Raw genomic sequence first — 24,838 nt, 5'->3', positions numbered from 1 at the left:
GCGCGTAAGTCCTTGATAAACCTGCTTCATCGAGCTACGGCGCAGTCCAGCGAAGTACCGGGCTGGAGTCATCGTCAAACAAAAAAAGCCGCCCCGAAGGGCGGCTTTCTCTTTCTGTCTCCTCTTCGCGAGGGATTCAACTCAGTGGAACTGCTCTTCCTCGGTCGAACCCGTCAGCGCCTTCACGCTGGACGAACCGCCCTGGATCACCGTGGTCACGTCGTCGAAGTAACCCGCGCCCACTTCCTGCTGGTGCGACACGAAGGTGTAGCCCTTCTCGCGTGCGGCGAATTCGGGTTCCGGCACCATTTCCGTGTAGTGCTTCATGCCTTCGCCGCGGGCATACGCGTGGGCGAACTGGAAGGTGTTGATTCTGCTGGTCATAGGGGATCTCGAACATAGGCCTGTAGCGCTGTGTGGCCGGGAGTCCGTGGAGCTACCGCACCCACCCTCCTCCCAACGGGGCGGGCTATGGAAACCGGGGCAACGTGATCTGTGCCCGTGTTCATTTTCGGATGTCGGCCTCTGGCCAATGGACGTCATCCTGGCTCAGGCTGGACCGGGCCCAAAGCGGGTCAGAGTTTCGTGCGAGGAGGATAGTTTGGGTCAAGCCCCCGCAAGAACTGGTCGTCTTCTTCGGGTTCTGTCACGAGGTCTGGGCGAACACGCTCGAACACCGGCATGGCTTCATGAGGTAGACCGCCCCAATGCAGGTCCGGCATCTGCAGTGCTTTCCACGCGAACGCACGAATCTCATCAAGACGCCGCCAAAGATGGGGGGCCACGAACGTGAAGGCATAGGCCGTTGGTCGCCACAGCAGTCCCGCAAGAGCACCATCCATCAGCACAAGGTACTGCGGACCTCCATCAACGGTTGGATGGTGAGGGACCTGGACGATCAGATGGTCATGGTCTTGCGCAACGCAGACCTTCCCACTGTGCAGTGAATGTGGCCAACGCAGGAAGTCGCTGCAAGTGCCTCGGTGCCGACTTACCCAAGGGTTGGAGGCAGCCACGGCAAGACGAATTTTGTCGCTCTCACTCAGCGGTCGAACGGCAATGTCCACTTTCGTCCTCCAGACTCTTGAAAATTCTGGCATGCAACTTCCGCTCATGGCCATTACCGAAAGTCTAGTCTCCGAACTCCCTTGCCGCCAATGCACAGCACGAGTTCAGATACTTGTGACCATGAACGCTGGATCAACTGCTCAACGCGTCGGACCAATTGTTCAGCAAGGCCGGAATACGCCTGCACTCCATCTAGTTTCCCCGCGTGCCCCTCGACAGACTTTCGGGCTCCGGCGGGCATTGTTTGTCCTCATCAGGTAGAACTGACCTCCGGGGGCAAAGCTGCTCACCCGACGTGGCTCACCCGGCAGCGACGCACCTGTCTCGCGCCGGAAAGCCAGCAGCCGATCAATAGTTGGTGTTGTATGCAGACATGAGGGACGCGAAGTAGCCGCCCCCAATGTTCTGTTGCGAAAACGTCTGCGACACCTTCAGGATGGCGCTCTGCTGCAACATGAAGTTGTTGGCCTGGCCCTTGAGCTTGTCCATGGCGCCCGCGATTCGTCCATCTCCTGAAAGCTCTTTCTCCGCCGTCTTCTCAGCCAGCTTCCCAAGCTTGGCCAAGGTTTCCTGAACACCCTTCGGGTCGGCTTTGTATGCCGCCTCCAGCTTGGCAGAATCAATCTTCAATGAACCATCAGTGCCATTGGTGAAGCCCATCGCGCGGAGGTCCCCCAATTTGGACAGGTCCGCATTCACGGCCCGATTCATGGCCCTGCTGATGCGCGCGGTGCCACTGGCGTCCGCCGTCAGAGATTTGGTTTCCGCAACGACGGTGTTGAAGCTCGAGGCAAAGCCATCCAGCGCCTTTTTGACGTCTGCGACGGCGCTGGTGTCCTTGAGCGCACTCAGCGCTTTGGCTGTTGTCTGAGTATTGGCGACCGCAGCCTTGAATTTTCCAAGACCCGAGATGCTCGCAGTCGTGCTGTCGAGCAGCTTCTGCACGCGCGCATCGGCCTTCTTCAAGGCCGCCGTGGTGGGGTCAATGGCCGATGCGGCTTGGGTTGCCTGCTGTTGGGTCGTTGCGCTTGTGGCGCTGCTTGCCGTAGCAGTGGTGTTTGTGACAGATGTTTGACTGATGTTCATGTTTCTTCTGGATGGACCATGCCGCTTGGCGCATACGCAGGCACGAGCGCTAGCTTGCCCAAAAGGCAGAACTTAAGTGGGAGAAATTGGTCAGGAAAATCGCGCCAGTTCTTCGCGCGCGGTCGTTCGGGCGCGGCAACTCGCTAGGGCTGACCCGTTCATAGCGGCACACTGGCACGCGCGGTTGCAAGGCGCTCAAGCGGCTCAAGCCCAGGCGGGCCATGTGCCGGGCCACGGCGGCCAAGTTGCGACCGCACTCGCGGGCGATGCGCTACAGCCAGCCACTTGAAGCTGGTGCGGCAGCTCACGCCCATGGCCTGGGTGGCCACCGCCATGCTCCCCCCTCCGTTGAGAACCCTCTGGACCAACAGGGCTCGACCTGCGGGCGTCAATCGCGCATGCTTATGGCTGTTCATCCGTCTCTCCTGACTTGAGTTGCCTGGCCTGGTAACCACAGCTTCCCAAATCCGAGATGGATGAACAACCTCTTGAGACTTCACACCTAGCTGACCCAGGCATCCCGCACAGCGCGAAGGTGGCGCCAGTCGGTCCCGCAGCAGCCGCCCAGAACGTTCAACTGCGGCAAGACACCTTTTAGGCCCCGGTACCGTTGAGCAAGGTCCGTCGGGTCGCCGATGTCCAGTTCGGTAGATTCATCAAGTTCAGCGTGGCTCTTCGTCGAGGCGTTGGCACGTACACCGTGGATGCGGCTGATACACGGCCCGCTGGTAGCCAATGCATTCTCGAAATGCGTTGGATGCGCACAGTTGATGGCGAAGTAGGCCGGCGGAGCGGACGCGTCCACTCTTTCAATGGCATCACCCAGCGCCTCGCCACTGGGTAGTCGGCCGTCTATCTCAACCGTGAATGAAATAGCGACGGGCAATCCCACACGCTGCGCAGCCATGGAGATGCCCAGAGCCTCGGCCGAGGTGGTCATTGTGACGGCAGCGAGCATGTCGACCCCGCCAGCGGCAAGCGCCTCAGCCTGCAGGTAGTGATAGTCGGCGGCGTCATCCACGCTGTCGGGTGCGTCAGCAATGTAGCCGTCTCCCCGCGGACCGATGACACCACTGACAACGATTGGCCCACTTAGGCGTGGCACCCAGCGCGAACGCATAGAGCACATCATCTGCGCCGCCTGGATGTTGAGTGCTCGCAGGCGCGCGGCATCAATGCCCAGCAGAGTGGCCCAATCGGAACTGGCGCGCCACGTAGGTGTTTCGAGTATGAAGCCAGCCCCGGGCGTCTCTCCACAGAGTTCGAGGTACGGAACGTAATAGCTCTTCAATCGCTCGTGGCCAAGCTCGTCGTCCAGTAGCACGAACGCAGCGAAGTGCGGCAATTCAATCTTGTCGAGAAAAACGAGCGTTGTCTCAAGGCCACCATCGCTCAAGAAGGTGCCCCCAGCGAGTTGGGGAAGTGCGCTAGCCATGTTCTGCCTCCTCCGGCCAAGTTGCTCTTGCATTGAGGACGCCCAACACCGCAGAACAGGCACGCTGCAGGAATGGCGACGTCGGAGCTGGCGCGTCATGTCGACGCGCCCTTGAAAGCCCGCTTCTGGCCGACAGCCGAAGTCTAGCCCAACGCTCATGTCTCGGAAGTTCACCGCTTTCTCGCAAAGCCGTCTGTCCGCCAGAAACAAAAAAGCCGCCCCGAAGGGCGGCTTTCTCTTTCTGTCTCCTCTTCGCGAGGGATTCAACTCAGTGGAACTGCTCTTCCTCGGTAGATCCCGTCAGCGCCTTCACGCTCGAAGAACCGCCCTGGATCACCGTGGTCACGTCGTCGAAGTAACCCGCGCCCACTTCCTGCTGGTGCGACACGAAGGTGTAGCCCTTGTCGCGTGCGGCGAATTCGGGTTCCTGCACCATTTCCGTGTAGTGCTTCATGCCTTCGCCGCGGGCATACGCGTGGGCGAACTGGAAGGTGTTGAACCAGTTGATGTGGATGCCGGCCAGCGTGATGAACTGGTACTTGTAGCCCAGCGCAGCCAGGTCTTCCTGGAACGAGGCGATCTGCTTGTCGTTGAGGTTCTTCTTCCAGTTGAACGAGGGCGAGCAGTTGTACGACAGCAGCTTGCCGGGGCAAGCGGCTTGCACGGCTTGCGCGAATTCGCGGGCGAAGCCGATGTCGGGCACGCCGGTTTCGCACCACACGAGGTCGGCGTACGGGGCATAGGCCACGCCGCGGCTGATGGCTTGCTCCAGGCCGTTCTTGACGCGGTAGAAACCTTCTTGCGTGCGCTCGCCGGTCAGGAAGGGCTTGTCGTTGGCGTCGTGGTCGCTGGTGATCAGGTTGGCGGCTTCGGCGTCGGTGCGGGCCAGCACGATGGTGGAGACACCCATCACGTCGGCAGCGAAGCGCGCAGCGATCAGCTTCTCGCAAGCCTCTTGCGTGGGCACGAGCACCTTGCCACCCATGTGGCCGCACTTCTTCACGGCGGCCAGCTGGTCTTCGAAGTGCACGCCAGCGGCACCGGCGGCGATCATGTTCTTCATCAGCTCGAAGGCGTTGAGCACACCGCCGAAACCGGCTTCGGCGTCGGCCACGATGGGCAGGAAGTAGTCGATGAATTCAGGGCTTCCCGGCTCGATGCCACGGCCCCACTGGATTTCGTCGGCGCGCTTGAAGGTGTTGTTGATGCGGCGAACCATGGTGGGCACCGAGTCGTAGGCGTAGAGCGACTGGTCGGGGTACATGGTTTCGGAGGTGTTGCCGTCGGCGGCGACTTGCCAGCCCGAGAGGTACACGGCTTCCAGGCCAGCCTTGGCCTGCTGCATGGCCTGGCCGGCGGAGATGGCGCCGAAGGCGTTGACATAGCCCTTCTTGGCGCCGCCGTTGACCTTGTCCCACAGTTTCTCGGCGCCGCGCTTGGCCAGCGTGTGCTCGATCTGCATGCTGCCGCGCAGGCGCACGACGTCGGCGGCGGAGTAGCCGCGCTTCACACCCTTCCAGCGCGGGTTGGTCGCCCAGTCTTTTTCCAGGGCTTCGATCTGTTGGGCGCGGCTCAGTTGCTCGGTCAGGGATTGCGGCATTTGAATACTCCGTGAGGTTGATGGATCGGGGCGGCTGGCTTGCATGCAAACGCGGTGCCGTTGAGAAGACTTTAAGTCTTATAGAAGAGTTTTGAAAGCTCTTATGTCTTATATAAGAGAAAAAATTTCTTGTTATTTTTCAACATTCTTTTATTCAAATTTCTCAATGTAGAAATCATTTTCTTGCATTGAGAAATTTTCTTGCATCGCAACAATTCGTGTTTTCATATTGCAAAACAAACATCTCCCATCCCGAAATGGCCTTCAGCGCTTCAGGCATGATGCGACCCACTTTCGTGCACACACGTCAAAAACCGTGAATTCCCCGAACCGTTGGTGGGCCTATGCGTGCCTGGCCCTAAGCATGTCGCTGGTGGGCAGCTACGTGGCCCTCTCCAAGCCGCTGGTGCTGGTGTTCCCCGTGTTCCTGCTGGCCTGGCTGCGCTTTGGCATCGGCGGCCTGGCGATGTGGAACTGGCTGAAGAAACCGGCCGACGAACCGCCGATGTCGCCTCGCACGCGCGGCCTGCTGTTCCTCGAATCGTTCCTGGGCAACTTCCTGTTCTCCATCTGCATGCTGTTCGGCGTGAGCATGACCACCGCCGTGGCCGCGGGCGTGGTGATGTCGTCGATCCCGGCCGTGGTGGCCCTGCTGAGCTGGCTGTTCCTGCGCGAGCGCATCGGCTGGCGCAGCGTGGCGGGCATCGCCTGCGCGGCGCTGGGCATCGGGCTGTTCTCGTTGCAGAAGGTGGATGCCGGCGCGGTGGTGGCCGACACCACCGGCCCGTTCGGTATCAGCAAGGCGCTGCTGGGCAACCTGCTGGTGTTCGCCGCCGTGGTGTGCGAGGCCTCTTACGTGGTGATCGGCAAGCACCTCACCGAAGGCCTGGGCCCCAAGCGCATCTCGGCCGTCATCAACCTCTGGGGTTTCGCGCTGGTCACGCCGTTCGGCCTGTGGGCGGCGTGGACGTTCGATTTCTCCACGGTCGCCCTGCCCGTCTGGGGCCTGCTGGTGTTCTACGCGCTGGCCGCCAGCGTGTGGACGGTGTGGCTGTGGATGACCGGGCTCAAGAAGGTGCCCGCCTCCCAGGCCGGCGTGTTCACGGTGATGCTGCCGATCAGCGCGGCGGCGATCGGTGTGCTGTTCATGGGCGAGCGGTTGACGTTCCTGCAGGGTGTGGCGTTTGGCATCGCCCTGCTCGGCCTGGTGCTGGCCACCCTGCCCGGCCGCGCGGCGCCCAAGGCCTGAGCGCTCAGAGGCCCGTCAAAGGCACCACAGCCCGGTGGGCTGGATGATGCCCATCCACAGCGCCCAACCCGAGGTGAGCGCCAGGGCGAGCCCGGCCAGGCGGATGCCCCAGCCGCCCGAACGCGCGCCGCGCAGGCGCAGCAGCAGCCACGGCCCGGCCGTGAGCGAGACCGAAGTGCCGATCGAGAACAGGGCCATGATGGCCGCGCCTTCCAGCGCGTTGGCTGAGAGCGAGGCCACCAGCAATGCCGAATACAGCAGGCCGCAGGGCATGAGCGCCCAGGCCACGCCCAGCACCATGGGTGCGCGCGGCCCCAGTTTCACCATGGCGGGCCGGGCACGGCGCCACACCTGCTGCCCGAGGTTCTCGATCCAGGCGGGTTGCCTGGCGCGCCAGAGCAGCACCGCGCCGAGCAGCAGCGCGGCCACATGGAACATGGTCCACACCGGCCGCAGCACGGCGGTGTTGGTGCCCAGCCAGGCCAGGCCTTGCACCGAGCCGGCCGCGAAGGCGCCGAACAGCGCGTAGCCCACCATGCGGCTCACTTGAAAACCGAGCAGGGCCTGGGTGCTGCGCGCGCCGGCCGCGCGGCCGATGCCGGCGCAGGCCGCGCCGCACATGGCCACGCAGTGCGGGCCGCCCACGAGGCCCATGAAGAGCGCCGTGATCGCCATGGAGGTTTGCATGGCCTCAGATGATGCGCGAGAAGCGCGCGCGGTCAAGGTCGACCTGCAGGTTCTTGTCGAACACCATGGCGATGGCGCGCACCAGGAACCACCCAGCCTCGGTGACCTGGATGCCGCCCGGGCTCAGGCGCACCAGGCCTTCGGCAGCCAGGCCTTCGAGCACGTCGAGTTCGCGCGCGAAATAGGTCTTGAAGTCGATCAGGTGCCCGAGTTCGATCGACTCGAACTGCACTTCGCCCTGGCACATGAGCGCCATGATCACGGCGCGGCGCAGCAGGTCGTCGCGCGTGAGCGCCAGCCCGCGCACGATGGGCAGCCGGCCCTGGTCGAGCAGGTCGCGGTATTCCTCCAGCGTCTTCGCGTTCTGGCTGTAGGTGGCACCGATGCGCCCGATGGCGGACACGCCAAGCGCGATCAGGTCGCAGTCGGGCTGCGTGCTGTAGCCCTGGAAGTTGCGGTGCAGGCGCCCCTGGCGCTTGGCCACGGCCAGCGCGTCGTTGGGCAGCGCGAAATGGTCCATGCCCACGTAGACGTAGCCGGCGTCGATCAGCGCGTCGAGCGACATCGACAGCATGCCCAGCTTGTCGCCCGCGCTGGGCAGGTCACCCGCCGAGATGCGCCGCTGCGGCTTGAAGCGCGAGGGCAGATGCGCGTAGGCGTAGAGCGCGATGCGGTCGGGCCGCAGCTCGTTCACCTGCGCCAGCGTGCGCGCAAAGGACGCGGGGGTCTGCAGCGGCAGGCCGTAGATCAGGTCCACGTTGACCGACTCGAACCCGATGCGCCGCGCCGCGGCGACGAGCTCGAACACCTGTTCGGCGGGCTGCACGCGGTGCACGGCCTTCTGCACGGCGGGGTCGAAGTCCTGCACGCCGAAGCTCAGGCGGTTGAAGCCCAGGCGGGCCAGGGTCTTCAGGCGCTCTTCGGTCACGGTGCGCGGGTCCACCTCCACCGAGTACTCGCCGCCGGCCACCAGCTTGAAATGGCGCCGCAGCATGGCCATGAGGGCTTCGAGCTCGGCGTCGGACAGGAAGGTGGGCGTGCCGCCGCCCAGGTGCAGTTGCGAGACGCTGTGGCCCGGCCCCAGGTGCGCCACCTGCAGCTCGACCTCGCGCGCCAGGTAGTGCAGGTACTCGGCCGCGCGCGAATGGTGTTTGGTGATGACCTTGTTGCAGGCGCAGTAGTAGCAGACCGATTCGCAGAACGGGATGTGCACGTACAGGGACAGCGGCAGCGCCATGGAACCCGCGCGGCGCTGCTCCAGGGCCTGCACGTAGTCGTTCTCGGTGAACGCCTCCACGAACCGGTCGGCGGTGGGGTAAGAGGTGTAGCGCGGCCCCGGCACGTCAAAGCGCCGCAGAAGCTCCTCAGAAATGGCGTGGCTCAAGATCGGATCTCCATCAAGGCCTTCACTGTGCGACAGACTGATCGGTTTTCCCTTGATCCTGGTCAAAAGGTGGTGAACTGATCCGCTGCGCCTATGGGGGTTCGACACCATTGGGGGGTATGCTGTAACCTTTTGCGAACCCGGACTTTTCTCTAATGGACGCTCAAACCATCAAAGTCGCGTGCTCGAGTTGCAACCTGCGCGAACTGTGCCTGCCCATGGGCTTGAATCCCGACGAGATGGACAAGCTGGACAAGGTGATCTCGAAGCGCCGCCGCATCAAGCGCGGCACTTCGCTGTTCAATGTGGGTGACAAGTTCACGTCGCTGTATGCGGTGCGCTCGGGTTTCTTCAAGACCTGCGTGACCACAGCCGACGGCCGCGACCAGGTGACGGGCTTCCAGATGACGGGCGAGATCATCGGCTTGGACGGCATCGTGAGCGATCACCACTCGTGCAATGCGGTCGCGCTGGAAGATGCCGAGGTCTGCGTGATGCCGTTCGACCAGGTCGAGGAGCTCTCGCGCGAGTTCACCACCCTGCAGCACCACGTGCACAAGATCATGAGCCGCGAGATCGTGCGCGACCACGGTGTGATGCTGCTGCTGGGCAGCATGCGCGCCGAAGAACGCCTGGCGGCCTTCCTGCTCAACCTGGTGCAGCGCCTGCATGCGCGCGGCTTCTCGCAGTCCGAACTGGTGCTGCGCATGACGCGCGAGGAAATCGGCAGCTACCTGGGCATGAAGCTCGAAACGGTGAGCCGCACCTTCTCCAAGTTCGTGGAGGACGGCATCATCGATGTGAAGCAGCGCTACGTGCACATCAAGAACACCGACGGCCTGCGCCAGATCGTCAATCCCCAGACCTGCGGATAGCCAGCATCAGGCTGAGCGCGCTCGCCGCAGCCGTCACGGCCCAGAACACGAAGAACGACACGGTGTAGACCGCCAGGCGCGTCCAGCCCAAGGGCTCGCCGCTGAGCCCGTGCAGGTCACCGGGGTCCACCACGGCGAAGACGATCATCTCCAGCACCGCCGCGAGCAGGAAAGCCGGCCAGGCAATGGCCATCCAGTGGCGGGCACTCATGTCATTCTTCCTTCGGCACCACCGGCGAGGCCGCGTGGTTGCGCGCCTGGTGCGCGGGCTGCAGCTTGATCAGGGCTTGCGCCTTGGCCTGCCCTTCCAGAGCCTGGGCGGCTTCGCGGTCGCGCTCGAACACGGCCTTGTCGAGCACCGGGTCGGCGTTGTTGACGGCGATGAAGGCGGTGATGAGGCTGGCCACCACCACCACGAGCGGGCCGCCCACCACCAGCCACATGTGCGGCACGCGCCACCAGGACACCGGCGGCACAGGGGCTGCCACGGCGGGAGAGCTGGACGGGTTCATGAGAGAGCTCCTTCGGGAAGGTGGGTCGGATCAGCGCGGCACGAGGAAGGCCGCCTTTTCGGAGACGTGGATCGATTCGTCGCCGATGGCACGGATGTCGAAATGGATCGGGTGCGAGCCGGGGCTCGCGGCATCGGGTGGGATCTGCACCCGCACCGCCACCGCACGCACCTCGGTGGAGAGCACCTCGACCTCGGCACTCGAATCCAGCGCGATGCCCGGCAGACCCGAGACGCCGATGGCGTAGCGCTGCGGTGACTCGGTGGCGTTCATGATCTGCAGGCGGAACACGTTCTCGATGCGGCCCTGCTCCACCATGCGGGCCAGGGCGCCGCGGTCGCGGATCACGTCCACCTTCAAGGGAGTGCGCAGGAACAGGCTCAGACCCACGGCCAGGGTGATGGCGCCCAGGATCGCGGTGTAGATCAGCACCCGGGGCCGCAAGGCGCGCCGCAGCATCTGCCGCGTGCTCCAGCCGTTGTCCAGGCCGTTCTCGGTGGAGAAGCGGATCAGCCCGCGCGGGTAGCCCACCTTGTCCATCACGTCGTCGCACACGTCGATGCAGGCCGCGCAGCCGATGCAGTCGGACTGCAGGCCGTTGCGGATGTCGATGCCGGTGGGACACACCTGCACGCACAGCGTGCAGTCCACGCACGAGCCCAGACCGAGGGCCTTGGGGTCCGCCTTCTTCGAGCGCGGGCCGCGCGGCTCGCCGCGCCGCGTGTCGTAGGTGACGATCATGGTGTCCCGGTCGAACATCGCGCTCTGGAAACGCGCGTAGGGACACATGTACTTGCAGACCTGCTCGCGCAGGAAGCCGGCGTTGCCGTAGGTGGCGAAGCCGTAGAAGAAGATCCAGAACAGTTGCCAGGGCCCGAGCGCGGCGGCCACCGACAAAGCGCCCAGCTCGCGGATGGGCGTGAAGTAACCGACGAAGGTGAAGCCGGTCCAGAGCGAGAAGGCGATCCACAGCGCATGCTTGAGCGAACGCTTGCCCATCTTGCCCGCTGACATGGCCGACTGGTCCAGCCGCAGGCGGGCCGAGCGGTCGCCCTCCACCTTCTTCTCGATCCACAGGAAGATCTCGGTGTAGACCGTCTGCGGGCAGGCGAAGCCGCACCACAGCCGGCCGGCCACGGCGGTGAACAGGAACAGCGCGAAGGCGCAGATGACCAGCAGGCCGGTGAGGTAGATGAAGTCCTGCGGGTAGAGCACCAGCCCGAAAATGTAGAAGCGGCGCGCCTCCAGGTCGAACAGCACGGCCTGGCGCGCGTTCCACTCCAGCCACGGCAGCCCGTAGAACACCAGTTGCGTGATCCAGACCATGACCCAGCGCCAGTTGGCGAACAGGCCCTGGACCGATCGCGGCTGGATCTTCTCGCGCGACGCGTAGAGGGACACCATCGTCTCGTCATCGACGGGGACGATGGGAATGCTGGCTCTGGGCTTGCTGGACGGAATGGTCACGTGGGCTGGCTGGGAAACAAGTGCAGATCGATCAGTTGCCGGCAGTGGCCGTGGCACCGGCCTTGTTGGACAGGCCCCAGACATAGGCGCTCAGCACGTGGATCTGGTCCGCGTTGAGCTTGCCGGCCTGCGCCGGCATCTGGTTGGTGAAGCCCTTGGTGATGGCGCGCACCACGGCTTCTTCACCCCAGCCGTGCAGCCAGGTGTTGTCGCTCAGGTTGGGGGCGCCCATGGCGGTGTTGCCTTTGCCGTCCGCACCGTGGCAGGCGGCACAGGCGGCAAAGCCGGCGCGGCCCAGCGCGGCGCGCACCGAGTCGTGCGGGCTGCCCGAGAGGCTGAGCACGAAGTGGGCGACGTTGCGCACGTCGTCCGGCGAGCCCACGGCGGCGGCCATGGGTGGCATGACGCCGTTGCGGCCATTGGTGATGGTGGCCTTGATCGCATCGGGTTCACCGCCCCAGAGCCAGTCGCGGTCGGTCAGGTTGGGGAAGCTGCGCGCGCCGCGCGCGTCCGAGCCGTGGCACTGGGCGCAGTTGTTCATGAACAGGCGCTCCCCGATGGCCATGGCCGAGGCATCGCCCGCGAGCTGTTGCGGCGTCATGCCATTGAACTGCGCGTAGATCGGTGCGATGGCTTTCTCGACCTTGGCCACTTCGGCCTTGTGCTGGCCGTCGGACGACCAGCCCAGCAGGCCCTGGTACTTGCCGAAGGTCGGGTACAGCAGGCCGTAGGCGATCGAGAAGACGCAGGTGATGATGAAGAGGTAGACCCACCACTTGGGCAGCGGGTTGTTCATCTCGCGCAGGTCGCCGTCCCACACGTGGCCGGTGGTGTTGTCGGCCGTGGCCTTGACCTTGGTGGTGCCGCTGATCCAGAGCAGGATCAGGCAGGCGATGATGCTGACCACGGTCAGCACGGCCACGTACCAGTTCCAGAATTCGCTGGTGAAGTCGCTCATGACGGTTCTTTCGTGCTGTCGGTGGGAGCCTCGTCCTGGAACGGCAGCATCGCTGCCTCGTCGAAGCGGGACTGGTTGCGCCGGGCCCAGGCCCAGCCCACGATGCCCAGGAAGGTCATCAGGCTGATCACGGTGACGGCGCTGCGCAGGTCATTGATGTCCATGTCGGGTTCTCCTTGGCGCTCACTTGATCGCGGTGCCCAGCACCTGCAGGTAGGCGATGAGGGCTTCCATTTCGGTCTTGCCTTTCACGTCGGCGGGCGATGCGGCGATCTCCTCGTCGGTGTAAGGCGCGCCCAGGGTGCGCAGCACTTCCATGCGCTTGGGCAGGCCGGCCTCGTTCACGGTCTTCTTCTCCAGCCAGGGGTAGGCCGGCATGTTGGACTCGGGCACGAGGTCGCGCGGGTTGTTCAGGTGGATGCGGTGCCATTCGTCGCTGTAGCGGCCGCCCACGCGGGCCAGGTCGGGGCCGGTGCGCTTGCTGCCCCACTGGAAGGGCCGGTCGTAGACGAATTCGCCCGCCACCGAGTAGTGGCCATAGCGCAGCGTCTCGGCCTGGAAGGGGCGGATCATCTGCGAGTGGCAGTTGTAGCAACCCTCACGCACATACACGTCGCGCCCGGCGATCTGCAGCGCGCTGTAGGGCTTGAGGCCCTCCACCGGCTGGGTGGTGGACTTCTGGAAGAACAGCGGGACGATCTCGACCAGCCCGCCAACCGCGATCACCAGCACGATGAGCACGATCATCAGGAAGTTGTTGGTCTCGATCCGCTCGTGGGTGAAACCCTGGGGTTTGTTGTTGTCGGCCATGTTCGGCTCCTCAGGCGTGGGCGGGGTTGAGAGCGGGAATGCGGACGTCTTCCACGCGGCCGTTGCGCGCGGTCATCACCGTGTTCCAGAGCATCACGCCCATGCCGGCCAGGTACAGCACGCCACCGAGCAGGCGGATGACGTAGAACGGGAAGGTGGCCTTGACCGATTCGACGAAGGTGTAGGTCAGGCTGCCGTCGGGGTTGACGGCGCGCCACATCAGGCCCTGCATCACACCGGCGATCCACATCGCGGCGATGTAGAGCACGATGCCCAGGGTGGCGATCCAGAAGTGCAGCTCGATGGCGGGCACCGAGTACATCTTCTTCTGACCGTACAGGCGCGGGATCAGGTAGTACATGGAGCCCATGGTCACCAGGCCCACCCAGCCGAGCGCGCCGGAGTGCACGTGGCCGATGGTCCAGTCGGTGTAGTGCGAGAGCGCGTTGACCGTCTTGATGGACATCATCGGACCCTCGAAGGTCGACATGCCATAGAACGAGAGCGAGACGATCAGGAAGCGCAGGATGGGGTCGTCGCGCAGTTTGTGCCAGGCGCCCGAGAGCGTCATGATGCCGTTGATCATGCCGCCCCAGCTGGGCGCGAGCAGGATGAGCGAGAACACCATGCCCACCGATTGCGTCCAGTCCGGCAGCGCGGTGTAGTGCAGGTGGTGCGGGCCGGCCCACATGTAGGTGAAGATCAGGGCCCAGAAGTGCACGATGGACAGGCGGTACGAGTACACCGGGCGCTCCGCCTGCTTGGGGATGAAGTAGTACATCATCCCGAGGAAGCCGGCGGTGAGGAAGAAGCCCACGGCGTTGTGGCCGTACCACCACTGCACCATCGCGTCCTGCACGCCGGCGTAGGCCGAGTAGCTCTTGAAGAGGTCCACCGGCAGCGCGGCGCTGTTGACGATGTGCAGCACCGCCACGGCCAGGATGAAGGCGCCGAAGAACCAGTTGGCCACGTAGATGTGGCGCACCTTGCGCACGCCGATGGTGCCGAAGAACACGATCGCGTAGGCCACCCAGACGAGGGTGATGAGCACGTCGATCGGCCACTCCAGTTCGGCGTACTCCTTGCCGGAGGTCATGCCCAGCGGCAGCGAGACCACCGCCAGCAGGATCACCGCCTGCCAGCCCCAGAAGGAGAAGGCGGCGAGCTGCCCGCCGAACAGCCTCACCTGGCAGGTGCGCTGCACCACGTAGTAGCTGGCCGCGAACAGGCCGCAACCGCCGAAGGCGAAGATCACCGCGTTGGTGTGCAGGGGCCGCAGGCGGCCGTAGGACAGCCACTCGATCCCCAGGTTGAGCGCCGGCCAGGTCAGCTGGGCGGCGATGATCACGCCCACCAGCATCCCCACCACACCCCAGACCACCGTCATGATGGCGAACTGCCGAACGACTTTGTCGTTGTAGACCGCCGACTGGCTGGCCCTGTTGGTCACGGACATACACATACTCCTTGCCAATGTCACTGCCGCCAGTGTGCGCAAGAAGTTCCTGTCCCGCCTTGACCTACGTCAAGCGCGCCCTCAATCCCCCTTGAGGATGCGCTCGCCTTCGCGCTCGATGTTGTCGAACTGCCCCGCCTGGAGCGCCCACCAGAACACGCCGATGATGCCGAACACCAGCAGCACGGACAGGGGGATCAGAAGGTAGAGGATGTCCATCGAAAGCTTTCATTGCCGGGCCAGGCGCAGGGCGTTGCCGATCACCAGCAGCGAGCTGGCCGCCATGCCCAGGCCAGCCAGCCAGGGCGGCATATAGCCCATCAGTGCCAGCGGCACGCACACCACGTTGTAGGCGCCGGCCCAGAGCAGATTCTGCCGCACGGTGCGCAGCGTGGCGCGCGCCTGCCCCAGGGTGCGGACCACGTCCATGACCTTGCCGCCCTGCACGATGAAGTCCGACTGCGACTGCGCCAGCGGCGCCGCATGGCCCAGCGCGAAGGAGGTGTCGGCGCGCGCGAGCACCGGGCCGTCGTTCAGGCCGTCGCCCACCATCGCCACCTTCAGGCCGCGCGCCTGCAGCGCCGTGATCTCGGCCAGCTTCTGCTCGGGCGAGGCGCCCGCGATCACGTGGTCCACGCCCACCACCGCGGCCACCTGCTGCGCGGGCGCCTCGCGGTCGCCCGACAGCAGCCAGGTCTGCACGCCCAGGGAACGCAGCGCGGCCACTGCGGCCGCCGCGTCGTCGCGCAGGCCTTCCTGCAGCTCGAAGCTGGCCAGCCAGCCCTGCGCGTCGGCCAGGTGAACGGCCGGCGCCCCGGCGCTCAAGGCGGCCGGGGGATCGATGCCGCAAAAGGCCGCCGACCCCAGGCGCACCCAGCTGCCGTCGGGGCGCAGGGCCTGCATGCCCTGGCCCGCCCGCTCGGTGTGGCCGGCCAGCGGCGCGAGATCAACCCCGGCTTCCTTGGTCTCGCGCGAGATCGCGCGCGACACCGGGTGCAGCGAGCCTTCGGCCAGGGCACCGGCGAGCGCCAGCGCCTGCGCGCGGTCCAGGCCCGCCCGGGTGCGGATCTCGTGCAGCGCCAGGCGATCGTGCGTCAGCGTGCCGGTCTTGTCGAACACCACGGCGTCGATGCCCGCCAGCGCCTCGAAGGCCTGCAGCCGGCGCACCAGCACGCCACGCCGCGCCAGCGCACCGGCCGAGGCGAGCATGGCCGCCGGCGTGGCCAGCGACAGCGCGCACGGGCAGGTGACGATGAGCACCGCCACCGCCACCGCGAGGGCCTGCGTGTGGTCGATCTGCCACCAGTAGAAGCCGGCACCCACGGCCGCGAGCAGCACGAAAACGAGGAACGGCGCGGCGATGCGGTCGGCCAGCACGGCCAGGCGGGGCTTCTCGGTGGACGCCCGCTCCATCAGCTTCACGATCTGGGCGAAGCGCGTGTCCGGGCCGATGCGGTCGACGCGCACGCGCACCGGGCCGCCGAGGTTGAAGCTGCCGGCCACCACGCCCTGCCCGGCCTGGAGCGACACCGGGTGCGACTCGCCGGTCAGCAGGGCTTCGTCCACCGTGGCGCGGTCGTCGAGCAATTCGCCGTCGGCCGGGAAAGCCTGGCCGGCGTGCACGCGCACGGTGTCGCCCACCCGCAGGCGGCGCAGCGAGACGGATTCGTAGCCGCCGCCGGGTTTCTGCCGCTCGCAGACCTCGGGCAGGCGGTTCATGAGGCCGTCGAGCGCGCCGGCCGTGCGGTCGCGCGCCTTGTGCTCGAGGTAGCGCCCGCCCAGCAGGAAGAACACGAACATGGTCAGCGAGTCGAACCAGACCTCTTCGCCCCAGGGCCCGCTGGGGTCGAAAGTGGCGGCCGAGCTGGCGATGAAGGTCACGAGGATGCCGATGGAGACCGGGGTGTCCATGCCCACGCGGCCGTGCTTCAGATCGCGCCAGGCGCTGGCGAAGAAGGGGCCGCTGGCGAAGAACACGACGGGCAGGCTGATCACCCAGCTGGCCCAGCGCAGGAGCTGGGTGATGTCGGGCGGGATCTCGCCGGGCGCCGTCACGTAGGCGGGCCACGCGTACATCATCACCTGCATCATGCAGAAGCCGGCCACGAAGAGGCGCCACAGCGCCTGCCGGGTTTCGCGCAGGCGCTCGCTGACGGAGAGGGCGTGCTGCATGGGCAGCAGGCGGTAGCCGGTCTCGCCCAGCGCGCGGGCCAGGCTGGAGAGGTGCGTGAGCGCCGGGTCCCAGCGCAGGGTGAGGCGCCGGGTGGCCGCGTGGACCTGGGCGCGTTGCACGCCGGGCAGGTTCTGCAGCACCGATTCGACGGTGTCGGCGCAAGCGGCGCAGTACATGCCCTGCACGACCAGCACGGATTCGGCCTCCCCTTCGGGCGCGAGGCTGCGGGTGAAGGTTTCCTGCTCGACGGGGTCGTCGAGGATGGCGAAGTCGTCGGTGACCGTGAGGGCGCCGCGGTGCGTGCCGAGCCAGTCGGCGCGCGGCGGTGCCTCCTCGCCCGTCGAGGGCGAAGGGGCAGGCACGTGCCTTGCCACAAGTGCTGAGGCTGCCGGAGTCATGTCGTGAGCGTATTCCACGCCGTGTTTCGGGCCATTGACATAGGTCAACACCTGAAGCCCATGCTTTGTTACGCTGGGGCTTCCGAGTTCAACCACACAAGGAGATCCACAATGTACAAGCGAATTCTCGTGGCGACCGACGGCTCGAAGCTGTCGCAGAAAGCGGTGGAGCATGGCCTGAACCTGGCCGATCTGACCGGTGCCGAGGTGGTGGCGCTCAAGGTGATTCCACGTTACCCGCAAACCTATTTCGAGGGCGGTGTGGCGTTGGCGGCGGCCGAGGTGGCCCGCATCGAGAAGCAATGGCTGGACGAGGCTTTGGTCGCGGTGAATGCGGTGAAGTCGGCCGGGCAGTTGCGCGAGGTGAAGGTCAAGCCGGTGACGGTGAAGTCCGATCTGGTGGCCGAGGCGATCATCGCGGCGGCCAAGCGCAACAAGTGCGATCTGATCGTGATGGCTTCGCATGGGCGTCGGGGTATCAAGCGCTTGCTGCTGGGCAGTGAGACGCAGCAGGTGCTGACGCATTCGCACATTCCTGTGTTGGTTCTGCGCTGACGTTTTTTGGGGTGATACCTCGCGGGAGACAGGGTCACTGGGCTCTGCTCCGCGGGTGTCCCCCGACCCGGCTTCGCCGGGTCTCCTCCTTTACCCCGCTGCGCAGAGCCCAGTGACCCTGTCTCCTGCCAGCACGTAGGCCCACTCATGTGGGCACGCCTATAGGGCCTCGGTGATCGGGGTGGCCGGCGCAGCGAAGTAAAGGAGGAGAACCGGCGAAGCCGGTTCGGGGGACATGAGCGGAGCCGGCCACCCCGGTCGCCGAGGACCGCTGTGGCCGGAGAAAACCGTCAGGCGAACAGGCCCTTGTACTGATCCCGCAAGAGGTTTTTCTGCACCTTCCCCATGGTGTTGCGCGGCAGTTCAGCCACCACCACACAGCGCTTGGGGATCTTGAAGTTGGCCAGCCGCGCCTTGAGGGAAGAGAGCACCTCCTCGGGCTTCACCGAAGCCCCCGGCTTGGTGATCACCACCGCCACCCCCACCTCGCCGAAGTCCGGGTGCGGCACCCCCACCACCGCGCTCTCGGCCACACCCGGCATCTCGTTGATGTAACCCTCGATCTCGGCCGGGTAGACGTTGTAGCCCCCGGAAATGATCAGGTCCTTGCTGCGCCCCACGATGCTCACATAGCCCCGCTCGTCGATGCGCCCCACATCCCCTGTCTTGAAGAAGCCGTCGGCGGTGAACTCCTCGGCCGTCTTCTCCGGCATGCGCCAGTAGCCCTTGAACACATTGGGCCCGCGCACCTGGATCGCACCGATTTCGCCCACCGGCACCGACTTCGTGTCCTCGTCCACCACCCGCAACTCGTTGCCCGGCAGGGGAAAACCCACCGTGCCGCCGCGCCGCTCGCTCGCGCCGCCGAAACGCGCATCCGCCGCGTACGGGTTGGAGGTGATCATCACCGTCTCGCTCATGCCGTAACGCTCCAGGATGGTGTGGCCGGTGCGGGACTTCCAATCCTCGAAGGTCTCGATCAGCAACGGCGCCGAACCCGAGATGAACAGGCGCATGTGCGCCACCTGCTGCTTCGTCAGGCCCGGCTCGGCCAGCAGGCGCACATACAGCGTGGGCACCCCCATGAACACCGTCGCGCGCGGGAACAGCTCCAGCACCGCGCGCGGCTCGAACTTGTTGAGCCACAACATGGGACTGCCGTTGATCAGCGCGCCGTGGATGGCCACGAACAGCCCATGCACGTGGAAGATCGGCAGCGTGTGGATCAGCACGTCGCCCGGCTTCCAGCCCCAGTACTCGCGCAGCACGCGCGCGTTGCTCAGCATGTTGCCGTGCGACAGCATCGCCCCCTTGCTGCGGCCGGTGGTGCCGCTGGTGTAGATGATCACACCCAGGTCTTCGGCGCGGCTGTGCGCCGGGGTGTGCTCGGCGCTGTGGTGCGCGGCCCGCTCCAGCAGGCTGCCGCTGCGATCGTCGCCCAGCGTGAACACGTGGCGCGTGCCGGCCTTGAAGGCGATCTTGGACACCCAACCGAAGTTGGCCGGGCTGCACACCACCACGGCGGGCTCGGCGTTGCCGATGAAGTACTCGATCTCGCCGGCCTGGTAGGCCGTGTTGAGCGGCAGGAACACATGGCCCGCGCGCAGCGTCGCCAGGTACAGGATCAGCGCCTCGACCGACTTCTCCACCTGCACCGCGATGCGCGAGCCTTCGGGCAGCTTCATCGCATCCAGCAGGTTGGCCATCATGGCGCTGGCGCGGTCCAAGTCCCGCCAGGAGTAGCGCAGGTCGGCGTGCGCGCCGCCCACGGTTTCCACGGCGGTGCTGTCCAGGTCGGCGGGAAAAGCCGCGCGCAGCGCGGCGTACAGGTTGTGGTTCATGGTGTGGGAACGCAACGAAGGAAAAGGGATTCAGAAAACGGGTTGGCGCTTGGCCAGGAAGGCCGCGATGCCTTCGCGGTGTTCGGCCTGGTCGGCGTAATCGTAGGCGCGCTCGAGGACCGCCTCCACCGGCCGGCCCTCACCCAGCGCTCGCAGGGTCTGCTTGTTCAGGCGCGCGGCCTGCGGCGCCAGGCGCGCCACGCGTTGCGCGCGGGCCTGCACATCGGCGGCCACCTCGGCGTCGGGCAACACGGCGTGCAGGAACCCGCGCGCCTTCATCTCGTCGGCGCCGAGCACGGCGGCTTCCAGCAGCATCTCTCGCGCGGTCGCCAGGCCGGCCTCGCGCGCCACCAGCTGGGCTTCGCGCGGGGCCATGGGAAAGCCCAGGCGGGCGATGGGTGCGCCGAATCGCGCGCCGCTGCCGGCCACGCGGATGTCGCAGCAGCTCGCGATCTCCACGCCCGCGCCCATGCAGTTGCCCTCGATCTGCGCCAGCAGCGGCAGGTCGCAGGCCAGCATGGCACCCAGGCCGCCCCACACGTCGTTCTCGTGGAAGTCGCGCAGCTGGTCGGCCTCGAAGCGAAAGCCCGGGTACTCGGCGATGTCGCCCCCGGCGCAGAAGTGACCGCCTTCGCCCGCCACGATCACGCCGCGCAGGTCGGTGCGCGCCTGCAAGCCGGTGAAGACCGACTTCAGCTCGCGCCACATCGCGCGCGACATGGCGTTGAACTTGCCCGGATGGGACAGCGTCACGCGCGCCAGCGCGTGATCCATCGTCAGGTGTACCCGCCCCGTCATTCGAGCGTCGCGCCCGAGGCCTTGACCACCTGCGCCCACTTCTGGATTTCGCCCTTGACGAAGGCATCGAACTGCGGGCCACTCACGTTGGCGAATTCCGCGCCCTGGTTGGCCCAGACCGCTTTCGCTTCGTCCGTGCTCACGGCCTTGCGGATTTCATCGATCGCGCCTTTCTGCGCGTCCGCCGGCGTGCCCTTGGGCGCCCACACGCCGTACCAGGTGGTCACGTTGTAGTCCGGCAGGCCCATCTCGGCCGCGCAGGGCACGTCCGGCAAGGCCGGGCTGCGCTGCTTGCCCGACACCATCAGTGCCTTGATGCGCCCGCCCTTGATGTGCGCGGCCGACGAACCCAGGCCGTCGAACATCACGTCCACCTGGCCGGCGATCAGGTCGTTGAGCGCCGGGCCGGCGCCGCGGTAGGGAATGTGGGTGATGAAGGTCTTGGTCTGCTGCTTGAACAGCTCGCCCGCCAGGTGGTGCGAGGTGCCGCTGCCGGCGGAGGCGTAGTTGAGCTTGCCCGGGTTGGCCTTGGCCAGGGCGAGGAACTCCTTGAAGTTGGCCGAGGTCACGCGCTTGGGGTTGACCACCACCACCTGCGGCACGCTGGCCACCAGGATCAGCGGCACCAGGTCCTTGTCGATGTCGTAGTCGAGCTTGGGGTACATGCTGGGCGCGATCGCATGGTGCACCGCGCCCATGAACAGGGTGTAGCCGTCGGGCGCGGCCTTGGCCGCGATGCTGGCGCCCAGCGTGCCGCCCGCACCGCCCCGGTTGTCGATCACCAGGCTCTTGCCCGAGAGCCGCGCGAACTGCGCGGCCATGGGCCGGGCGAACGCATCGGTGCCGCCCCCGGCGGGGAACGGCACGATCAGGGTCACCGGCTTGGTGGGCCAGGTCGACTGGGCATGGCCCGCCGTGGCGTAGAGGGCGGCGCCGGCCACGGCCGTGCGAAGGATGTCTCGTCGATTCAGGCTCTCGGTCATGCTGTTGTCTCCTGTGGTTGAAATGGCGGCGTCAAAGATAGAGGTCCTTGATGGCCGCGGCTATCGGGATCTTTCCCTGCGCGAGCGAGGCGCGGTGCTTGTCCAGTCGCTTGAGATCGTAGAGGTAGTTCACCATCAGGCCGTGGGACTGCTTGAGCCCCTTGGCCGAGGGGTCGGCGGCCCAGTTCAGTCGCTCGACCCGCGCACCGTTGCCCAGGTGGAAGCGGGCCACCGGGTCCAGCGGCCGGCCTTCGTTCAACTCGTCGCCGAGGTAGCGCGCGGCCCAGCCCAGCAGCGCGCGGCGCTCGGGGGCGTTCTCCGCCAGCTCGTCCACCCGCTCCCAGGCCTTCAGAAGATCGGCCGGTGCGTTCTTCGAGAGCCAGGCGCGCAGGCCCGGAATGGGCGAGAGCGTGGCGAAGGTCTTGAGGCGCGGGAACTCCTGCTTGAGCGTTTCCACCACGCGCTTGATGAGCGAGTCGCCGAAGCTCACGCCCTTGAGGCCGGTCTGCGTGTTGCTGATCGAATAGAAGATGGCGGTGGTCGCCTTGCCCAGGTCAGCCGGCGCGGCCGACTCGTCCAGCAACGGCGTGATGCTGGCGGCGATCTCGTTCATCAGCGCCACTTCCACGAAGATCAGCGGCTCCTCGGGCAGGCGCGGGTGGAAGAAGCCGTAGCAGCGGCGGTCACTGTCCAGCCGGTTCTTCACGTCGTCCCAGCTGCGGATGTCGTGCACCGCCTCGTACTTGATGAGCTTTTCCACCAGCGAAGCCGGCGAATCCCAGGTGATGCGGCGCAGGTCGAGAAAGCCGACGTCGAACCAGGTGGAGAACATGTACTCCATCTCCACGTCCAGCGCGAACAGGCGCTTGTCGCTGCGCAGCAGCGGCTGCAGCTCGGCGCGGATGTCCACCAGGAAACGCACGCCGTCGGGGTTGGCGCTGAAGCGCTGCAGCAGGCGGCGCCGGGGCGAGACGGTGGCGCGGCGGTACAGCACCTCGGCCGCGGCCTCGTCGGGCGTGCCCACCGCCGCCGCGAACTGGGCCTGCGCCTTCTTGACGCGCTGGGGGTCGGCCACGAAGCGCTCGCTCATGAGCAGCCACAGGTCGCGCCGGTGCGGCGGCGAGGCGCTGGCGTACCAGTCCATCATGGCCTGCGCACGGCGCCCGCCCTCCACCTCGCTGACCATCGGATCGACGATGGCCTGCAGGGCCTTGAGCGACTGGCGCAGCATGCGCGGCGACATGGCCTCTTCGTCGTGCCGCAAGGTGGCATCGAGCCGCTCCTGCGTCGAACGCGGGCCGGTGGCCTTGGCGGCCGGGCGCAGCAGGGAGACGCCTTGCGTCAACCAGTCGGGTGGGGTCATGCCGAAAGCCTCGATGTCTGATTGCGGGCCAGTTCCCGCAGGGCCACGCGCTGGCGCGTGAGGTGGGTGCGCATGGCGGCTTCGGCGCCTTCGGCGTCGCGCGCCTTGAGCGCCGCGAACACGGCCATGTGCTCGGACAGGCTCTGGTTCAGCCGCCCCGGCGCGTGCAACTGCTGCAGGCGCGCGAGCTTGACGATCTTGCGCAGGTCGCCGATCACCTGGGCCAGCCAGCGGTTGTTGGCCAGGGTGATGATGGCCTCGTGGATCGCGAAGTTGATCTCGTAGTACTCGTTGATGAGGCACGCGCGGGCGCTGCGGTTGAGCCGCTCGTGCAACACCTCCAGGGCGGCCAGGTCGGCATCGCTCGCGTTGTTCGCGGCCTCGAAGGCGCAGCGCCCTTCGAGCAGCGCGATGACGGGAAAGATCTCGTCCAGGTCGCGCTCGGTGACCTCGCGCACGAAACAGCCGCGCCGGGGCTCGTGCCGCACCAGGCCTTCGGCGGTCAAGACCTTCAAGGCTTCGCGCAAGGGGGTGCGCGAGATGGCCAGCTCCGTGCAAAGCGCGGGTTCGTCGACGAAGCTGCCCGGGGCGAGCACCCCCGCGAAGATGCGCTCGCGCAGCTTCGTGGCCACTTCGTCATGCAGGGAGTTGAGCACCGCGTTCTCTCAAAATTATCTGTAATTACGCGTAATTCTAAGGCAGGCAATCTGCAGGCCGACACCCGGGCTTACCCGCAGACGGTGCCGGCGCCGCGCCGCCTCCCCAGCCCCATCGGTGCAATGCCAAGCAGCTTTCAATGCAAATTCTTGCATCGCGACCGGCACGGCCCTGATCGTCATTGCATCGAATAAAACCATTCGGTCAGAATTAGTTCTCAACGCCCGATCAATAGCCGCGAAAAAACTCACGGCGATTGCATCAAACCCAATTAATAGGCGGTGCAAACCCCTAACTTCGCTTCATTATCAAATCACCACGCCGATAGCATTCCCAGATCGAAGTGAATCCGTCTGGAGTTCGGCCCGCCGAGACGGACCCCCGGTGGAAACGCAGTACCACCGCGCGCCTCCGGGTTATCGCCTGGAATCGTGTAGGGAATGTTGGATTTTTTCAGGCGTGCCAATCGATTGGCTTTCGTGCAAGGAGGTTGAATTATCGAAACGACCCATCTGCCCTTCGCCGAACAAACGACCGGCGATGAAAACCAAGGGCCTCATTTCCAACCGAACGGCGATGCCGATCAATTGACAGTCGATCCAAAGTTCTCAATCCAGTTTTCACTACAGGAGTTCATCATGAAAGCACACATCACCCGATTCCTGCGCGACGAAGAAGGCGCCACCGCCATCGAGTACGGGATCATCGCCGGCCTCATGGCCGTCATCCTGCTCGCCGTGTTCAACAGCGACACCGGCGTCAAGGGCACCCTGAACGCGATCTTTGCGCACGTGAAGACGGTGGCCACCACCGGCGCCACGACGCCCTGATCGGCCCACCGCTCCACCCAGGCCGCCCGCCATGAAACTGGTCCTGTTGCTCTGGCTGCTGACCGCCATCGTCCAGGATGGTGTGCAGCGCCGTGTGCGCAACTGGCTGGTGCTGGCGGGCATGGTGCTGGCCCTGGCGGCCCTGGCCCTGGACCTGCAGCCCTTCGGCCTGACCTGGCCGCAGGCCCTGGTCGGCGGTGCCGCGGCCTTCGGCGGCCTGCTCTGCTTCTATGCCTTCGGGCTCATGGGCGCGGGCGACGTGAAGTTCGCGGGCGCCCTGGGCCTGTGGCTGGGCCTGCCGCCCCTGCTGCCGATCTGGGTCGCTGCCAGCCTGCTGGCCGGCCTGCACGGCCTGCTCTGGCTCGCTCTGCAGCGCTGGCCGCTGGCGCCGCGCCTGGCCCTGGCGCTGTCAGGCCGCCCCGGCGGCGGCGGCGCGTGCCCTCGTCCGATCCCCCTGGCGGCCTACCTCGGCGTCGCGACCATCGCCTGGATGGTCTGGCGCCCGGGCGGCTGAACCGCCCGAGACCACCGACCCCTGTTCCGGAGCCCGTCACCATGATCCGATTTTCCAAGATCATCGCCACCGTCCTGGTGTTGCTGGCCCTGCTGCTGATCGGCTACGCGTGGATGCTCAGCCGCAAGCCCCTCCCGCC

25 protein-coding genes and 2 pseudogenes are annotated in these 24,838 nt (G+C 65.8%); 5 read left to right on the top strand and 22 right to left on the bottom strand.

Annotated features, from left to right (window positions below; all coding sequences use genetic code 11):
- Positions 1 to 141: 141 nt before the first annotated feature.
- From AC07ZS_RS04865 to aceA, 6 genes and pseudogenes are all read right to left on the bottom strand, one after another.
- Positions 142 to 369 (bottom strand): annotated as a pseudogene (locus AC07ZS_RS04865) (isocitrate lyase); the annotation flags it as partial.
- Positions 370 to 575: 206 nt separating this feature from the next.
- Positions 576 to 1,067, bottom strand: coding sequence for a hypothetical protein (locus AC07ZS_RS04860; protein WP_494797502.1), 492 nt, complete (start codon positions 1,065 to 1,067; stop codon positions 576 to 578).
- A 349-nt stretch (positions 1,068 to 1,416) separates the two neighbouring features.
- Positions 1,417 to 2,154, bottom strand: a complete 738-nt coding sequence (locus AC07ZS_RS04855) for a hypothetical protein (RefSeq protein WP_494797501.1) — start codon at positions 2,152 to 2,154, stop codon at positions 1,417 to 1,419.
- A 136-nt stretch (positions 2,155 to 2,290) separates the two neighbouring features.
- Positions 2,291 to 2,570: pseudogene (locus AC07ZS_RS04850) on the bottom strand (leucine zipper domain-containing protein); the annotation flags it as partial.
- An 86-nt stretch (positions 2,571 to 2,656) separates the two neighbouring features.
- Positions 2,657 to 3,589, bottom strand: a complete 933-nt coding sequence (locus AC07ZS_RS04845; RefSeq protein WP_494797500.1) for a homocysteine S-methyltransferase family protein — start codon at positions 3,587 to 3,589, stop codon at positions 2,657 to 2,659.
- A gap of 268 nt (positions 3,590 to 3,857) precedes the next feature.
- Positions 3,858 to 5,189 carry an isocitrate lyase gene (aceA, locus tag AC07ZS_RS04840; RefSeq protein ID WP_382325238.1) on the bottom strand — a complete coding sequence of 444 codons (1,332 nt, stop codon included), beginning with the start codon at positions 5,187 to 5,189 and terminating at the stop codon, positions 3,858 to 3,860.
- A 316-nt stretch (positions 5,190 to 5,505) separates the two neighbouring features.
- On the opposite strand from aceA, the gene AC07ZS_RS04835 reads away from it, so the two are divergent.
- On the top strand, positions 5,506 to 6,438 hold the full coding sequence (locus AC07ZS_RS04835; protein WP_494797499.1) for a DMT family transporter: 933 nt from the start codon (positions 5,506 to 5,508) through the stop codon (positions 6,436 to 6,438).
- A 15-nt stretch (positions 6,439 to 6,453) separates the two neighbouring features.
- Here the strand turns inward: AC07ZS_RS04835 and AC07ZS_RS04830 are convergent, their stop codons facing one another.
- Together AC07ZS_RS04830 and hemN are read right to left on the bottom strand one after the other, a co-directional pair.
- Positions 6,454 to 7,125, bottom strand: a complete 672-nt coding sequence (locus AC07ZS_RS04830) for a sulfite exporter TauE/SafE family protein (protein ID WP_494797498.1) — start codon at positions 7,123 to 7,125, stop codon at positions 6,454 to 6,456.
- 4 nt (positions 7,126 to 7,129) lie between these two features.
- Positions 7,130 to 8,509 carry an oxygen-independent coproporphyrinogen III oxidase gene (hemN, locus tag AC07ZS_RS04825; protein WP_494797497.1) on the bottom strand — a complete coding sequence of 460 codons (1,380 nt, stop codon included), beginning with the start codon at positions 8,507 to 8,509 and terminating at the stop codon, positions 7,130 to 7,132.
- Positions 8,510 to 8,664: 155 nt separating this feature from the next.
- Here hemN and fnr point away from each other — a divergent pair, with 155 nt between their 5' ends.
- Positions 8,665 to 9,384, top strand: a complete 720-nt coding sequence (gene fnr, locus AC07ZS_RS04820) for a fumarate/nitrate reduction transcriptional regulator Fnr (RefSeq protein WP_494797496.1) — start codon at positions 8,665 to 8,667, stop codon at positions 9,382 to 9,384.
- Here the strand turns inward: fnr and AC07ZS_RS04815 are convergent.
- From AC07ZS_RS04815 to AC07ZS_RS04775, 9 genes are all read right to left on the bottom strand, one after another.
- Entirely contained in the window at positions 9,362 to 9,595 is a 234-nt protein-coding gene (locus AC07ZS_RS04815) for a hypothetical protein (RefSeq protein WP_494797495.1), read from the bottom strand. The genes fnr and AC07ZS_RS04815 overlap by 23 nt on opposite strands.
- A 1-nt stretch (position 9,596) precedes the next feature.
- Positions 9,597 to 9,896, bottom strand: a complete 300-nt coding sequence (locus AC07ZS_RS04810) for a FixH family protein (protein ID WP_494797494.1) — start codon at positions 9,894 to 9,896, stop codon at positions 9,597 to 9,599.
- Positions 9,897 to 9,926: 30 nt separating this feature from the next.
- Entirely contained in the window at positions 9,927 to 11,300 is a 1,374-nt protein-coding gene (gene ccoG / locus AC07ZS_RS04805; RefSeq protein ID WP_494797571.1) for a cytochrome c oxidase accessory protein CcoG, read from the bottom strand.
- 94 nt (positions 11,301 to 11,394) lie between these two features.
- Entirely contained in the window at positions 11,395 to 12,321 is a 927-nt protein-coding gene (gene ccoP, locus AC07ZS_RS04800; RefSeq protein WP_494797493.1) for a cytochrome-c oxidase, cbb3-type subunit III, read from the bottom strand.
- A complete protein-coding gene (locus tag AC07ZS_RS04795) occupies positions 12,318 to 12,485 on the bottom strand; it encodes a cbb3-type cytochrome oxidase subunit 3 (protein ID WP_494797492.1) in 168 nt (55 codons plus the stop codon). The genes ccoP and AC07ZS_RS04795 overlap by 4 nt, the downstream gene beginning before the upstream one ends.
- Before the next feature lie 19 nt (positions 12,486 to 12,504).
- Positions 12,505 to 13,131 (bottom strand): cytochrome-c oxidase, cbb3-type subunit II, encoded by a 627-nt coding sequence (gene ccoO, locus AC07ZS_RS04790; protein WP_494797491.1) that lies wholly within the window; start codon positions 13,129 to 13,131, stop codon positions 12,505 to 12,507.
- Positions 13,132 to 13,141: 10 nt separating this feature from the next.
- The gene (ccoN, locus tag AC07ZS_RS04785) at positions 13,142 to 14,587 is read right to left on the bottom strand and encodes a cytochrome-c oxidase, cbb3-type subunit I (protein WP_494797490.1); all 1,446 of its coding nucleotides are present in this window, start codon (positions 14,585 to 14,587) and stop codon (positions 13,142 to 13,144) included.
- A gap of 81 nt (positions 14,588 to 14,668) precedes the next feature.
- Positions 14,669 to 14,806: a cbb3-type cytochrome oxidase assembly protein CcoS gene (gene ccoS / locus AC07ZS_RS04780; RefSeq protein ID WP_204735344.1), complete on the bottom strand. Its 138-nt coding sequence runs from the start codon at positions 14,804 to 14,806 to the stop codon at positions 14,669 to 14,671.
- Positions 14,807 to 14,815: 9 nt separating this feature from the next.
- Positions 14,816 to 17,122 carry a heavy metal translocating P-type ATPase gene (locus tag AC07ZS_RS04775; protein WP_494797489.1) on the bottom strand — a complete coding sequence of 769 codons (2,307 nt, stop codon included), beginning with the start codon at positions 17,120 to 17,122 and terminating at the stop codon, positions 14,816 to 14,818.
- Between the two features lie 147 nt (positions 17,123 to 17,269).
- Between AC07ZS_RS04775 and AC07ZS_RS04770 the strand changes: the two genes are divergently transcribed.
- Positions 17,270 to 17,713 carry a universal stress protein gene (locus AC07ZS_RS04770; RefSeq protein ID WP_494797488.1) on the top strand — a complete coding sequence of 148 codons (444 nt, stop codon included), beginning with the start codon at positions 17,270 to 17,272 and terminating at the stop codon, positions 17,711 to 17,713.
- Between the two features lie 290 nt (positions 17,714 to 18,003).
- On the opposite strand, the gene AC07ZS_RS04765 is transcribed toward AC07ZS_RS04770, so the two are convergent.
- From AC07ZS_RS04765 to AC07ZS_RS04745, 5 genes are read right to left on the bottom strand one after another with little or no spacing between them, the layout of a single operon-like run.
- Positions 18,004 to 19,554 carry a malonate--CoA ligase gene (locus tag AC07ZS_RS04765; protein ID WP_494797487.1) on the bottom strand — a complete coding sequence of 517 codons (1,551 nt, stop codon included), beginning with the start codon at positions 19,552 to 19,554 and terminating at the stop codon, positions 18,004 to 18,006.
- A gap of 30 nt (positions 19,555 to 19,584) precedes the next feature.
- On the bottom strand, positions 19,585 to 20,352 hold the full coding sequence (locus AC07ZS_RS04760; protein ID WP_494797486.1) for an enoyl-CoA hydratase/isomerase family protein: 768 nt from the start codon (positions 20,350 to 20,352) through the stop codon (positions 19,585 to 19,587).
- Positions 20,349 to 21,335: a Bug family tripartite tricarboxylate transporter substrate binding protein gene (locus tag AC07ZS_RS04755; RefSeq protein WP_494797485.1), complete on the bottom strand. Its 987-nt coding sequence runs from the start codon at positions 21,333 to 21,335 to the stop codon at positions 20,349 to 20,351. The genes AC07ZS_RS04760 and AC07ZS_RS04755 overlap by 4 nt, the downstream gene beginning before the upstream one ends.
- Positions 21,336 to 21,366: 31 nt before the next feature.
- Entirely contained in the window at positions 21,367 to 22,698 is a 1,332-nt protein-coding gene (locus AC07ZS_RS04750; protein ID WP_494797484.1) for a malonyl-CoA decarboxylase domain-containing protein, read from the bottom strand.
- Complete coding sequence (locus tag AC07ZS_RS04745; protein ID WP_494797483.1) at positions 22,695 to 23,354, bottom strand: GntR family transcriptional regulator; 660 nt, start codon at positions 23,352 to 23,354, stop codon at positions 22,695 to 22,697. The genes AC07ZS_RS04750 and AC07ZS_RS04745 overlap by 4 nt, the downstream gene beginning before the upstream one ends.
- Positions 23,355 to 23,993: 639 nt before the next feature.
- On the opposite strand from AC07ZS_RS04745, the gene AC07ZS_RS04740 reads away from it, so the two are divergent.
- Together AC07ZS_RS04740 and AC07ZS_RS04735 are read left to right on the top strand one after the other, a co-directional pair.
- On the top strand, positions 23,994 to 24,185 hold the full coding sequence (locus tag AC07ZS_RS04740; RefSeq protein ID WP_494797482.1) for a Flp family type IVb pilin: 192 nt from the start codon (positions 23,994 to 23,996) through the stop codon (positions 24,183 to 24,185).
- A gap of 31 nt (positions 24,186 to 24,216) precedes the next feature.
- Positions 24,217 to 24,699 carry an A24 family peptidase gene (locus AC07ZS_RS04735; RefSeq protein ID WP_494797481.1) on the top strand — a complete coding sequence of 161 codons (483 nt, stop codon included), beginning with the start codon at positions 24,217 to 24,219 and terminating at the stop codon, positions 24,697 to 24,699.
- Positions 24,700 to 24,838 lie beyond the last annotated feature (139 nt).

This window comes from Hydrogenophaga sp. GW456-12-10-14-TSB4 (genome assembly GCF_059424305.1).
This window is presented reverse-complemented; position numbering and strand designations above follow the sequence as displayed.